Below are 12,110 nucleotides of genomic sequence, written 5' to 3'. Positions count from 1 at the left end.
GAGTAGCCGCTCGGAGCCTACGCGCGTAGATGACGATGCTCACGGGATTCGGATCGTTGCCTTGTCGTTTCCGACAAAGGGGGAAGGGAACGCCCGCGGGATGCCGTCAGCAGGGGCGCTTGCGCAGCTCCATCACGTAGTCGTGCGGGGCCCCCGCGGACTCCGCCGCGTCGGCCAGCTCGCCCAGGTACCGCGCGGACGGCAGGCCCCCTTCGTACCCGTTGAGGACGTACACCCACGCCGGTTCCTCGCCGTCCAGGGTGTGCACACGGACCCGCATGCGGCGGTAGACGTCCAGGCCCACGCCCTCCCACCGGTCCATGGAGTCCTCGTCCATGGGAGCGATGTCGTAGAGGGCGACGAAGACCTGGGAGCGGGGGGCCTCCACGATCGTGGCAAGGGCGCCCTCCCAGCCCATGTGCTCCCCGCCGAAGGTCAGCCGCCAGCCGTTCAGCCAGCCGGTCTGGCGCAGCGGCGAGTGCGGGGCGCGGCGTGACATGAGCCGCGGATCCAGATTGCCGGCGTACGCGGCGTAGAGCGACATGTGATCGAGGGTACGGCAGCGACGAGCTGTGTCCCTCCCGTAACAGAAGTGCTCCGCAGGGCCCCGGGGCGAAGCACCTTGAAGCGTGCGGGACAATGGAGTACGTGACTCGGATCGTGATCATTGGTGGCGGACCCGGCGGATATGAGGCAGCCCTTGTGGCGGCCCAGCTCGGCGCGGAGGTGACCGTCGTCGACTGCGACGGTCTGGGCGGGGCGTCGGTGCTCACCGACTGCGTTCCGTCGAAGACTCTGATCGCGACGGCCGAGGTGATGACCAGCTTCGATTCGTCGTACGAAGAGCTCGGCATCATCGTCGCGGACGACACCCCGCACATCGACACCCCCGCGCGCGTGGTGGGCGTGGACCTGGGCAAGGTCAACCGCCGTGTGAAGCGCCTCGCGCTCGCCCAGTCGCACGACATCACCGCGTCCGTCACGCGGGCCGGCGCCCGCGTGCTGCGCGGCCGCGGCCGCCTCGAGGGCCAGCAGGACATCGACGGATCACGGAAGGTCGTCGTGCGCGCCGCCGACGGCAGCGAGGAGACCCTCGTCGCCGACGCCGTGCTCATCGCCACCGGCGGTCACCCGCGTGAGGTCCCCGACGCCCTGCCCGACGGCGAGCGGATCCTGAACTGGACCCAGGTGTACGACCTGGACGAGCTCCCCGAGGAGCTCATCGTGGTCGGTTCCGGTGTCACGGGCGCCGAGTTCGCCGGCGCCTACCAGGCACTCGGCTCCAATGTCACCCTCGTATCGAGCCGCGACCGCGTGCTGCCCGGCGAGGACCCGGACGCCGCAGCGGTCCTCGAGGACGTCTTCCGCCGCCGTGGCATGAACGTCATGTCGCGCTCCCGCGCCGCTTCCGCCAAGCGCGTGGGCGACCGCGTCGAGGTCACGCTCGCCGATGGCCGTGTCATCTCCGGTACGCACTGTCTGATGGCCGTCGGTGCCATCCCCAACAGCAGCGGCATGGGCCTGGAGGAGGCCGGGGTCAAGCTCAAGGACTCCGGGCACATCTGGACCGACAAGGTCTCCAGGACGTCCGCTCCCGGTGTGTACGCCGCCGGTGACGTGACCGGGATCTTCGCGCTCGCCTCCGTCGCCGCCATGCAGGGGCGCATCGCGATGTACCACTTCCTGGGCGACGCGGTGACGCCGCTGAACCTGAAGACCGTCTCGTCGAACGTCTTCACCGACCCCGAGATCGCCACGGTCGGCTACAGCCAGTCCGACGTCGACGCCGGCAAGATCGACGCCCGCGTCGTGAAGCTGCCGCTGCTTCGCAACCCGCGCGCGAAGATGCAGGGCATCCGCGACGGCTTCGTCAAGATCTTCTGCCGTCCGGGTACGGGGATCGTGGTCGGCGGAGTGGTCGTCGCGCCGCGCGCTTCGGAACTGATCCACCCCATCTCGATCGCGGTCGACAACAATCTGACGGTTGAACAGATCGCGAACGCCTTCACCGTGTACCCATCTCTTTCGGGGTCGATCGCCGAGGTCGCGCGTCAACTTCACACGCGCAAGACGGCCGGCGAGGCCTGAGCGAGGCCCCGGAGGCGTGCGTCGCGGATGAGGCGGCGCCCGCCTGGGTATCAACTCTGCGCAGGTCACGCACTGTTGCGGAGCATTCGCGGGGCATAGGCGGGGTGGGTAGGCGCGTATACCACTTCCGGTGTTGCCGTGCGAACAACTTCTGTAATTCGGCGCAAACTGCTGAAAGCAGACGGTCGTTGGGGTTACTGTCAGTTTCGTGTTCGCTGCAGAACGTCGCCAATTGATCCTCGAAATGGTGCGGGCCAACGGAGCGGTATCGCTCCGTGAGCTCGCCCGCGTCGTCCAGACCTCCGAAGTGACCGTACGGCGGGACGTGCGCGCGCTGGAGGCAGAAGGACTCCTCGACCGCCGACATGGCGGTGCGGTATTGCCGGGCGGATTCACGCGGGAGTCCGGCTTTCCGCAGAAATCACATCTCGCGACCGCCGAGAAGACGGCCATCGCCGATCTCGCGGCGGGTCTCGTCGAAGAGGGCGAAGCCATCGTCGTCGGGGCGGGTACGACCACGCAGGAGCTGGCCCGCCGGCTCGCGCGGGTGCCCGGCCTGACCGTCGTCACCAACTCCCTTCTGGTGGCGCAGGCGTTGGCGCATGCCAACAGGGTGGAAGTCGTCATGACGGGCGGCACCCTGCGCGGGTCCAACTACGCGCTCGTGGGCAGCGGGGCCGAACAGTCCCTGCAGGGACTGCGGGTGTCCCGTGCCTTCCTCTCGGGCAGTGGCCTGACCGCCGAACGCGGCCTCTCCACGTCCAACATGCTGTCGGCGAGCGTGGACCGCGCGCTCGTCCAGGCGGCGGCCGAGGTCGTGGTCCTCGCCGACCACACCAAGCTCGGCACCGACACGATGTTCCAGACGGTGCCGACGGACGTCATCACCCGCCTGGTCACCGACGAACCGCCCACTCATGACGACCGCGCGGCCACCGAGCTGCAGGCCCTGGCCGACCAGGGTGTGCAGATCGCCGTGGCGGGCGGGACCGCAGGACCCAACTCCGGAAACGGGGTGGATCCCGTCCCGGCGCGACAGCCGCGCCGGGACGTGCCCCTGCCGGGGCAGCGTCGTACGCATGGTGGTCATGGAAGCGGTGCGGGGCCGCAGTTGCGCAGTGCGGTCCTCGGGGAGCAGCCGCCCGGGGAGCGGGCCGCGCGGGTCGCGGACCTACGCCGCCGCTGAGTCCGAGGCCCGCGCGGGAGCGGGCTCGGCGGGCGCCGACCCCTCGGGCTTCAGGCCGCGCAGGGTCAGCATCAGCAGGCGGTCGGCCAACTCCGGCTCGTCCGGGGTCTCTTCGGCGGCCAGCGCGATCGCGTTGGTCAGCTGCATCAGGTCGCCGATGGAGACACCGGGGCGTACGGCACCGGCCTGCTGGGCCCGGATCAGCAGGGCCGAGCCCGCCTCGCGCATCGGCCTGCTGCACCGCGCGAGCGCCGAACTGTCGTCGTGCGAAGCCGACATGAGCGCGCGGGACAGCCCGCGGTACTCACCCGCATGAGTGATGATGGCGCGCAGCCACGTCACCAGGGCGGCGCAGGGCTGCGGATCGTCGAGCAGCGCGCGGGAGTGGGCGAGCAGGTCGCCCACCGCCTCTTCGAAGACGGCGCTCATCAGGGCGTGCCGGTTGGGGAAGTGGCGGTAGAGGGTGCCGATGCCTACGTTCGCGTGGCGGGCGATGTCCTCCAGCGAGGCGCCGGTGCCTTGCTCTGCGAAGGCGGTGCGGGCCTCTGCGAGGAGCCGGTCGTAGTTGCGGCGCGCGTCGGCTCTTTGCGAGCGGGGGCGCTTTTGGGGGTCCTGGGTCATGCGAGGCCTCCCTGGACGTACGCGTGTTTCTAGTCTGCCCGAAGCGTGCGCACCGTTTATCACCGGCTTCGCCGAGTTCGTCCTCAATCGCCGGACGGGCTGGATGGTCCTGGCCCCGGCTGAAATTCTTCAGCCGGGGCCAGGAAAAGAACATCGCGCCGCAGCGGGATCAGTCCTTGATCTCGCAAATAACCGCACCGGAAGTAAGGCTCGCGCCCACCTCCGCGGTGAGGCCCTTGATCGTGCCCGAGCGGTGGGCGTTGAGGGGCTGTTCCATCTTCATGGCCTCGAGGACCACGACGAGGTCGCCCTCCTTGACCTCCTGGCCCTCCTCGACGGCGATCTTGACGATCGTGCCCTGCATCGGAGAGGCGAGGGTGTCGCCGGACGCCGCAGGGCCCGACTTCTTCGCCGCGCGCCGCTTGGGGCGGGCGCCGCCCGCCGCCGCGGTGCGGGCGATGGTCATGCCCAGGGAGGACGGCAGAGAGACCTCAAGGCGCTTGCCGCCGACCTCGACGACGACCGTCTCGCGGCCCGGCTCCTCGTCCGTCTCGGTGTCCGCGGGAGCCGCGAACGCCGGGATCTCATTGACGAACTCAGTCTCGATCCAGCGGGTGTGGACCGTGAACGGGTCGGTGGAGCCGGTCAGCTCGGGCGCGAACGCCGGGTCCACGACCACCGCGCGGTGGAACGGGATGGCCGTGGCCATGCCCTCCACGTTGAACTCCGCGAGGGCGCGGGCGGCCCGCTGCAGGGCCTGCTGACGCGTGGCACCGGTGACGATCAGCTTGGCCAGGAGCGAGTCCCAGGCCGGGCCGATCACCGAGCCGGACTCCACGCCCGCGTCCAGGCGCACGCCCGGACCCGACGGCGGCGCGAAGGTGGTGACGGTGCCGGGCGCGGGCAGGAAGCCCCGGCCCGGGTCCTCGCCGTTGATGCGGAACTCGAAGGAGTGGCCGCGCAGTTGCGGGTCGCCGTAGCCCAGTTCCTCGCCGTCGGCGATGCGGAACATCTCGCGGACCAGGTCGATGCCGGTGACCTCTTCGGTGACCGGGTGCTCCACCTGCAGACGGGTGTTGACCTCCAGGAAGGAGATCGTGCCGTCGACGCCGACGAGGAACTCGACGGTGCCGGCGCCCTCGTACCCGGCTTCCTTGAGGATCGCCTTCGACGCCGCGTACAGCTCGGCGTTCTGTGCCTCGCTCAGGAACGGCGCGGGCGCCTCCTCGACGAGCTTCTGGTGGCGGCGCTGCAGCGAGCAGTCACGGGTGGACACGACGACCACGTTGCCGTGCTTGTCGGCCAGGCACTGGGTCTCCACGTGCCGCGGCTTGTCCAGGTAGCGCTCCACGAAGCACTCGCCGCGGCCGAAGGCGGCCACGGCCTCGCGCACCGCGGAGTCGTACAGCTCGGGGACTTCCTCGAGCGTGCGGGCGACCTTCAGGCCGCGCCCGCCGCCGCCGAAGGCGGCCTTGATCGCGATGGGCAGGCCATGCTCCTCGGCGAACGCGACGACCTCGTCGGCGCCGGACACCGGGTCGGGTGTACCGGCCACCAGCGGGGCACCCGCGCGCTGCGCGATGTGCCGGGCGGCGACCTTGTCACCCAGGTCACGGATGGCCTGCGGCGGCGGACCGATCCAGATCAGGCCCGCGTCGAGCACGGCCTGCGCGAAATCGGCGTTCTCCGACAGGAAGCCATAGCCGGGGTGGATCGCGTCCGCCCCCGCGTCCTTGGCCGCGGCCAGCACCTTGGAAATGTCCAGGTAGCTGGTGGCCGGAGTGTCACCGCCCAGGGCGAACGCCTCATCTGCCGCACGTACATGCAGAGCGTCCCGGTCAGGATCTGCGTAGACGGCTACGCTCGCGATCCCTGCATCCCGGCATGCCCGAGCAACGCGGACAGCGATTTCGCCACGGTTGGCGATGAGCACCTTGCGCACGATGGCTCCCTCCTTGAAACAAGCCGAGTTTAGGGACTGCCGACACGGGCTTACGACCCGTCCCCAATGGTGAGCTTGCCCACACGGAGTGTCACTCGAGGTTGGCTAGGCCCGCGAAATCCCTTGTCGTACCACGGTACGCAGGGTCCCTCCCCGGCAGCGTAGCCCTCGGATGTGGTCTAGGTCTCTGTGAGAGCGCCCTGCGGCGGAGCGGCAATCTTTGTGGAGTCCCTACGAATGGCCCAATGATTCTTTGCCTTCGGCAGAGCCCTTGTCCCCCGGTTTACCCGTTAGTAGCGTTCGCGATGTCTTGCACGTACTAGGGGTAACAGCGGAAGAGGGTGGGCGCCGTGGCGCGTAGACCGGTGGCCTGGGTGGGCGCGATCGTGCTCTTTGCGGAGGCGGTCGGCATCGCACTCCTCAACTGGTTCCTCGGGCTCGTCGTGGACAAGCAGGACATGTCCCTCGCGGGCCTCGACCCGCGGGCCATGACCGTGTCGACCTGGATCGCGGGTGGCCTCTTCGGCCTCTACCTCGCGCTCTGCGGCGTCATCCTGCTGCGGTCCGCGATCGGCGACCGCGCGCCGGGCCGCTTCGGGCGGCTGCTCCTGATCAGCGCCGCCGTCGTGCACGGAATGCTCGGCGCGTTCTCGGTCGGCCTGGTGGGCTGGCCCGCGTTCGTCTTCATGATGGTCGTGCTCGGCCTGATCGTCCTGACGCTGGTGGCATACGACAGGAAGGCGCAGGACGAGGCGGACGCGCCGCAGGACGGCAAGGCCGCGGCGAGCAACGGGACGCCCGAGAACGGCGCCCCGCAGCCCGCCTGAGCGCCTCTCCTAGGCGTCCCACAACTCCGTGATGCCGACGCCAAGTTCGGCGAGCAGACGGCGGAGCAGGGGCATCGAGAGGCCGATCACGTTGCCGTGGTCGCCGTCGATGCCGTCGATGAACGGCGCCGAGCGGCCGTCCAGCGTGAACGCGCCCGCCACGTGCAGCGGTTCGCCGCTCGCCACGTACGCGGCGATCTCCGCGTCCGAGGGGTCGCCGAAGCGGACCACGGTCGAGGCGACCGCCGAGACATGGCGGCCCGAGACCGTGTCGTACACGCTGTGGCCGGTCTGCAGGACGCCCGCGCGGCCGCGCATGGACTTCCACCGCGCGGTGGCCTCCTCGGCGTCCGCGGGCTTGCCCAGGGCCTCTCCGTCCAGTTCGAGGACGGAGTCGCAGCCGATGACGATGGCGCCCTTCACGTCCGGGCGCGCGGAGACGACCGAGGCCTTGGCCTCGGCAAGGGCCAGCGCGAGCTCGGCGGGGGTCGGTGCGGAGACGGCGTCCTCGTCGACCCCGCTGACGACCACATCGGGGGCGAGGCCGGCCTGGCGGAGCAGGCCGAGCCGGGCGGGGGACTTGGACGCGAGGACGAGACGGCGGGGCCCTCGGGGCTGATCACTCATGCCGTCAGGTTAGCGAGGCGCGACCTCAGTGCATGCCCAGGCTCAGTGCATGCCCAGGACGAACATGGCGACGACCATCGCCAGGGCGAGGACGAGCCCCGCACGGCGCATCTTCGCCTGCATGTCCCGCATGTCCTTGGGCGGGTTGTTCTCCGGGTCGGACCACAGCATGACCCGATACTGCGGGCGGCGGCGCCGGGGCGCCTGAGTACGCGTACTCAGGCGCCCCGGCCCGTACCGCTCATTTTCTTGTGCCCTACACGGGCCAGTACGTACGCCCCCACGACGTCGGCCCGGGCGCGGGCATCTTGTCGCGGGCCACCCGCGCCGGGTCGGCCCAGGCGTCGAGGACCGCGGGCGCGCCGGACGGCTGGTTCGCCACCGCCGCGGCGCGCGCCTGGACCACCGCCAGTGCGGCGGCCAGCTCCTCCGGGGTGGGATTGCCCCGTACGACCTTGATCATGACTGGTCTCCTTGCCGGGACGCGGTCTACAGGGGGATGTTGCCGTGCTTCTTCGGGGGAAGGCTTTCCCGCTTCGTACGCAGCTGACGCAGGCCGCGCACGAGATGCGAGCGGGTCTCCGACGGCATGATCACGGCGTCGATGTAGCCGCGCTCGGCGGCCGTGTACGGGTTGAGCAGCGTGTCCTCGTACTCCTGGATCAGCCGCGCGCGGGTCGCCTCGACGTCGTCGGCCGCCGCCAGCGTCTTGCGGTGCAGGATGTTCACCGCGCCCTGCGCGCCCATCACCGCGATCTGCGCGGTCGGCCAGGCCAGGTTGAGGTCGGCGCCCAGGTGCTTGGAGCCCATGACGTCGTACGCGCCGCCGAACGCCTTGCGGGTGATGACGGTGATCAGCGGGACCGTCGCCTCCGCGTACGCGTAGATCAGCTTGGCGCCGCGGCGGATGATGCCCGTGTGCTCCTGCTCGACGCCCGGCAGGAAGCCCGGCACGTCGACGAAGGTGATGACCGGGACGTTGAACGCATCGCAGGTGCGGACGAAGCGGGCGCCCTTCTCGGAGGCGTCGATGTTCAGGCAACCGGCGAACTGCGTCGGCTGGTTGGCGACGATGCCCACCGGGCGGCCCTCGATCCGGCCGAAGCCGGTGACGATGTTCGGCGCGAACAGCGGCTGCGTCTCGAAGAACTCGGCGTCGTCCAGGACGTGTTCGATCACCGTGTGCATGTCGTACGGCTGGTTCGCGCTGTCCGGGATGAGGGTGTCGAGCTCGCGGTCCTCGTCCGTCAGCTCCAGGTCCGCTTCCTCCGGGAAGGCGGGCGGCTCGCTGAGGTTGTTCGAAGGCAGGTAGGAGAGCAGGGACTTGACGTACTCGATCGCGTCCTTCTCGTCGCCCGCCATGTGGTGCGCGACACCGGAGGTGCTGTTGTGGGTGCGGGCGCCGCCGAGCTCCTCGAAGCCGACGTCCTCACCCGTGACCGTCTTGATCACGTCCGGGCCCGTGATGAACATGTGCGAGGTCTGGTCGACCATGACCGTGAAGTCGGTGATGGCGGGGGAGTAGACCGCGCCGCCCGCGCAGGGGCCGACGACCAGGCTGATCTGCGGGATCACACCGGATGCGTGGGTGTTCCTGCGGAAGATCTCGCCGTACATCCCGAGGGCCATGACGCCCTCCTGGATGCGGGCGCCGCCGGAGTCGTTGATGCCGATGACCGGACAGCCCGTCTTCAGGGCGAAGTCCATCACCTTGACGATCTTCTGCCCGAAGACCTCGCCCAGGGCGCCGCCGAAGACGGTGAAGTCCTGCGAGAACACCGCCACGGGGCGGCCGTCGACGGTGCCGTAACCGGTCACCACGCCATCGCCGTAAGGGCGGTTGGCGTCAAGGCCGAAATTGGTCGAGCGGTGCTGGGCGAACTCGTCGAGCTCGACGAACGAGCCCTCGTCGAGGAGCAGATCGACCCGCTCACGTGCCGTCAACTTGCCCTTGGCGTGCTGCTTCTCGACCGCGCGAGCGGAGCCGGCGTGCTTGGCCTCCTCGATGCGGCGCTGCAGATCAGCGAGTTTTCCCGCAGTCGTATGGATGTCGATACCGGGGGTGGCGGCGGTGGCGTTCTCGGTATCGCTTGCGGCGCTGGGCACGGGCACGTTGGGCTCTTCCGGCTCGGACATAGGGATGCGGCTCCCTGCCTGCTCAAAGGGGCTACTGGCGGCTTGCGGATGCGGCTTGCGGATGCTGGTGATCTCCGGCTACTGACTCGTAGGGTATCGGCGCGCATACAGATCAGCAGTGCGGCGTTTACCACACCTAAGGTGGCTTGCATGACGCCGCGAGATGCTTCAGACGACCCTTCGGACACCCCTGACGAGACCCCCGGCGCCGGCCGCTGGTCGGACCTGGAAAGGCCGCCGCTGAACGCTGCGGCGTTGCGGCGGGCGCTGGTGCGGGAGGGGGGACTGTGGACCTCCCTTGACGTGGTGCCCGCGACGGGGTCGACCAACACCGATCTGGCCGCCCGCGCGGACGAGCTCCCCGAGGGCGCGGTCCTCGTCGCCGAGGAGCAGAGCTCGGGGCGCGGCCGCCTCGACCGCCGCTGGTCGGCGCCCGCTCGCTCGGGGCTCTTCTTCTCCGTGCTCCTGAAGCCGGGGGCCGGTGTTCCGGTCGAACGGTGGGGGTGGCTGCCGCTGCTCACCGGGGTCGCCGTCGCCACGGGGCTTTCGCGGGCCGCCGGGGTGGACACGGCACTCAAGTGGCCGAACGACCTCCTTGTGACGGTGGGGGGAGAGGAGCGCAAGGCGGGCGGGATCCTGGCGGAGCGGGCGGGAACCGCGGGCGCGGGCGTCGTGGTGGGCGTCGGGATCAACGTCACGCTGCGGGCCGACGAGCTGCCGGTCCCCGGCGCGGGGTCGCTGGCGCTTGCCGGTGCGGCCGCGACGGACCGGGACCCGCTGCTGCGGGCCGTGCTGCGGTCCCTGGACCAGTGGTACAGCGACTGGCGCGACGCCGGCGGCGACCCGGCTGCCTCCGGCCTCCAGGAAACGTACGCGGCGGGCTGCGCCACGCTGGGCCGCAAGGTCCGGGCGGAGCTGCCGGGCGACCGGTCGATCACGGGCGAGGCGGTGGCGGTGGACGGCGACGGGCGGTTGGTCCTCGCCACCGGGGATGGGGTGCAGGAGCCGGTGGGGGCGGGGGACATTGTGCATGTGCGGGGGGTTTAGGGGGGTGCGGTTCTGCCTGTCTTGAGGCGGGGCGGTGGTCGGGGGCGCCGTCTGCGGGGCTGTTCGTCTTGGGGGCGGGGCCGCGCCGGTATGTCCGTACTCGCCATCTCGGTCTGGGCGTCTTGCTGCTTCGGCTCGCGAGACGTGCGCAACGTGCTCCGTGCGGACATACCGGCACGTCCCCTCGCGTCTCGATGCGCGGTGCGGGTGCGTGGGGGCCGATAACCGCCTGCTCGGGTGAGTGGTGTGGTGCCGCTGCCTCCCCCCAACCCGCTGCCGGGCAATCGGGCGGGTGGGTGGGAAAGGCCTGTTCGGCGACCCGAGACTGCCGGGGATCGGGCGGGTGGGCGGGAAAGGTTGTTCGTCGGCCGTGCTGCCGGTGGGATGAAACGGGGCGCAGGAACGGTTCGGGGCGCCCCGCCAGGCGTGAGCTGGGGCACACCTGCCGTAAAGTTGGCGCCGGTCGATACCTGACCGCGGCAGATCGGAAGGGCAGCAGGCGTGACCGTCGACGACACGGGCTCCGACTCGGCCGCAGAGCCGCCCGAGCCGCCCTCCAGGGCCGGTGAGGTCGACGAGGAGCCGGAGAAGGACCCCCTGGCACTGCGCCTCGAAGGGCTGATCCTCGGCGCGGACCGCCGCTACACCCCGTTCCAGGCGGCCCGCAGCGCCGGCGTATCCATGGAGCTGGCCTCCCGCTTCTGGCGGGCCATGGGGTTCCCGGACATCGGGCAGGCCAAGGCCCTCACCGAGGCGGACGTGCTCGCGCTGCGCCGCCTCGCCGGTCTCGTCGAGGCGGGGCTGCTCAGCGAGGCGATGGCGGTCCAGGTGGCCCGGTCGACCGGGCAGACCACCGCCCGCCTGGCCGAGTGGCAGATCGACTCCTTCCTTGAGGGTCTGACGGAGCCGCCCGAGCCGGGCATGACGCGGACCGAAGTGACGTACCCGTTGATAGAGCTTCTCCTGCCCGAGCTCGAGGAGTTCCTTGTGTATGTGTGGCGGCGGCAGCTCGCCGCCGCCACGGGGCGGGTCGTCCAGGCCGCCGACGACGAGGAGATGGTCGACCGGCGGCTCGCCGTCGGATTCGCCGATCTTGTCGGCTTCACGCGACTCACTCGGCGCATGGAGGAGGAGGAACTCGGCGAGCTCGTCGAGGCCTTCGAGACCACCGCGGCGGATCTTGTCGCGGCGCACGGCGGACGGCTCATCAAGACGCTGGGCGATGAGGTCTTGTACGCCGCCGATGACGCCGGCACCGCCGCGGAGATCGCGCTGCGGCTCATCGAGACCATGGCCAACGACGACACCATGCCCGAGCTGCGCGTCGGCATCGCCTTCGGGACGGTCACCACGCGGATGGGCGATGTCTTCGGTACGACGGTGAACCTCGCGAGCCGCCTCACGTCGATAGCGCCTCGGGACGCGGTCCTGGTGGACGGGGCGTTCGCGGTGGAGCTGACGCGTACGGGCGATGCGCCGGCCTCCGAGGCGGAGGCCGCGGAAGCGGCCGCTGCCGCGGAGAAGGAGGGGGAGGAGCCGCCCTCCTATCGCTTTGCGTTGCAGCCGATGTGGCAGCGGCCTGTGCGGGGACTTGGTGTTGTTGAGCCGTGGACTCTGGCTCGGCGGGGCTGAGGCC

12 protein-coding genes are annotated in these 12,110 nt (G+C 70.3%); 5 read left to right on the top strand and 7 right to left on the bottom strand.

Translation table 11 applies throughout. From position 1 onward, the window contains the following. Window positions 1-106 precede the first annotated feature (106 nt). Window positions 107-544, bottom strand: coding sequence for a gamma-glutamylcyclotransferase (locus AB0G47_RS31680; protein ID WP_360777033.1), 438 nt, complete (start codon window positions 542-544; stop codon window positions 107-109). 95 nt (window positions 545-639) lie between these two features. On the opposite strand from AB0G47_RS31680, the gene AB0G47_RS31675 reads away from it, so the two are divergent. Beyond that, the gene (locus tag AB0G47_RS31675; RefSeq protein WP_266870299.1) at window positions 640-2,088 is read left to right on the top strand and encodes an NAD(P)H-quinone dehydrogenase; all 1,449 of its coding nucleotides are present in this window, start codon (window positions 640-642) and stop codon (window positions 2,086-2,088) included. 208 nt (window positions 2,089-2,296) lie between these two features. After that, the gene (locus AB0G47_RS31670; protein ID WP_266870300.1) at window positions 2,297-3,274 is read left to right on the top strand and encodes a DeoR/GlpR family DNA-binding transcription regulator; all 978 of its coding nucleotides are present in this window, start codon (window positions 2,297-2,299) and stop codon (window positions 3,272-3,274) included. On the opposite strand, the gene AB0G47_RS31665 is transcribed toward AB0G47_RS31670, so the two are convergent. Both AB0G47_RS31665 and AB0G47_RS31660 read right to left on the bottom strand, forming a co-directional pair. Beyond that, the gene (locus AB0G47_RS31665) at window positions 3,260-3,895 is read right to left on the bottom strand and encodes a TetR/AcrR family transcriptional regulator (protein ID WP_360777030.1); all 636 of its coding nucleotides are present in this window, start codon (window positions 3,893-3,895) and stop codon (window positions 3,260-3,262) included. The two genes, AB0G47_RS31670 and AB0G47_RS31665, sit on opposite strands and share 15 nt — an antisense overlap. A 169-nt stretch (window positions 3,896-4,064) precedes the next feature. Beyond that, window positions 4,065-5,837, bottom strand: a complete 1,773-nt coding sequence (locus AB0G47_RS31660) for a biotin carboxylase N-terminal domain-containing protein (protein ID WP_360777028.1) — start codon at window positions 5,835-5,837, stop codon at window positions 4,065-4,067. A 350-nt stretch (window positions 5,838-6,187) separates the two neighbouring features. Here AB0G47_RS31660 and AB0G47_RS31655 point away from each other — a divergent pair, with 350 nt between their 5' ends. Further along, entirely contained in the window at window positions 6,188-6,664 is a 477-nt protein-coding gene (locus tag AB0G47_RS31655) for a hypothetical protein (protein WP_360777026.1), read from the top strand. Between the two features lie 9 nt (window positions 6,665-6,673). Here the strand turns inward: AB0G47_RS31655 and AB0G47_RS31650 are convergent, their stop codons facing one another. The 4 genes from AB0G47_RS31650 to AB0G47_RS31635 form a co-directional block, all read right to left on the bottom strand. Further along, window positions 6,674-7,291 carry a nucleoside triphosphate pyrophosphatase gene (locus AB0G47_RS31650; protein ID WP_360777025.1) on the bottom strand — a complete coding sequence of 206 codons (618 nt, stop codon included), beginning with the start codon at window positions 7,289-7,291 and terminating at the stop codon, window positions 6,674-6,676. Window positions 7,292-7,333: 42 nt separating this feature from the next. After that, window positions 7,334-7,462 carry a hypothetical protein gene (locus AB0G47_RS31645; RefSeq protein ID WP_360777023.1) on the bottom strand — a complete coding sequence of 43 codons (129 nt, stop codon included), beginning with the start codon at window positions 7,460-7,462 and terminating at the stop codon, window positions 7,334-7,336. An 85-nt stretch (window positions 7,463-7,547) separates the two neighbouring features. Further along, window positions 7,548-7,754, bottom strand: a complete 207-nt coding sequence (locus tag AB0G47_RS31640) for an acyl-CoA carboxylase subunit epsilon (RefSeq protein WP_266870307.1) — start codon at window positions 7,752-7,754, stop codon at window positions 7,548-7,550. Window positions 7,755-7,780: 26 nt separating this feature from the next. Continuing rightward, the gene (locus AB0G47_RS31635; RefSeq protein WP_360777021.1) at window positions 7,781-9,427 is read right to left on the bottom strand and encodes an acyl-CoA carboxylase subunit beta; all 1,647 of its coding nucleotides are present in this window, start codon (window positions 9,425-9,427) and stop codon (window positions 7,781-7,783) included. 150 nt (window positions 9,428-9,577) lie between these two features. Here AB0G47_RS31635 and AB0G47_RS31630 point away from each other — a divergent pair, with 150 nt between their 5' ends. Both AB0G47_RS31630 and AB0G47_RS31625 read left to right on the top strand, forming a co-directional pair. After that, window positions 9,578-10,474, top strand: coding sequence for a biotin--[acetyl-CoA-carboxylase] ligase (locus AB0G47_RS31630; protein WP_360777019.1), 897 nt, complete (start codon window positions 9,578-9,580; stop codon window positions 10,472-10,474). A gap of 501 nt (window positions 10,475-10,975) precedes the next feature. Beyond that, window positions 10,976-12,106, top strand: a complete 1,131-nt coding sequence (locus AB0G47_RS31625; protein WP_360777017.1) for an adenylate/guanylate cyclase domain-containing protein — start codon at window positions 10,976-10,978, stop codon at window positions 12,104-12,106. Window positions 12,107-12,110 lie beyond the last annotated feature (4 nt).

Origin of the sequence: Streptomyces sp. NPDC021622 (assembly GCF_040640795.1) — a bacterium.
In the GTDB taxonomy this organism is placed as follows: domain Bacteria; phylum Actinomycetota; class Actinomycetes; order Streptomycetales; family Streptomycetaceae; genus Streptomyces.
This window is presented reverse-complemented; position numbering and strand designations above follow the sequence as displayed.

What these genes read in the sequence shown, in the direction of transcription:
- AB0G47_RS31675 (WP_266870299.1), top strand. Translation starts at nt 640, where the DNA reads ATGGAGTACGTGACTCGGATCGTGATCATTGGTGGCGGACCCGGCGGA.
- AB0G47_RS31665 (WP_360777030.1), bottom strand. Translation starts at nt 3,895, where the DNA reads ATGACCCAGGACCCCCAAAAGCGCCCCCGCTCGCAAAGAGCCGACGCG.
- AB0G47_RS31635 (WP_360777021.1), bottom strand. Translation starts at nt 9,427, where the DNA reads ATGTCCGAGCCGGAAGAGCCCAACGTGCCCGTGCCCAGCGCCGCAAGC.
- AB0G47_RS31630 (WP_360777019.1), top strand. Translation starts at nt 9,578, where the DNA reads ATGACGCCGCGAGATGCTTCAGACGACCCTTCGGACACCCCTGACGAG.
- AB0G47_RS31680 (WP_360777033.1), bottom strand. Translation starts at nt 544, where the DNA reads ATGTCGCTCTACGCCGCGTACGCCGGCAATCTGGATCCGCGGCTCATG.
- AB0G47_RS31650 (WP_360777025.1), bottom strand. Translation starts at nt 7,291, where the DNA reads ATGAGTGATCAGCCCCGAGGGCCCCGCCGTCTCGTCCTCGCGTCCAAG.
- AB0G47_RS31645 (WP_360777023.1), bottom strand. Translation starts at nt 7,462, where the DNA reads ATGCTGTGGTCCGACCCGGAGAACAACCCGCCCAAGGACATGCGGGAC.
- AB0G47_RS31640 (WP_266870307.1), bottom strand. Translation starts at nt 7,754, where the DNA reads ATGATCAAGGTCGTACGGGGCAATCCCACCCCGGAGGAGCTGGCCGCC.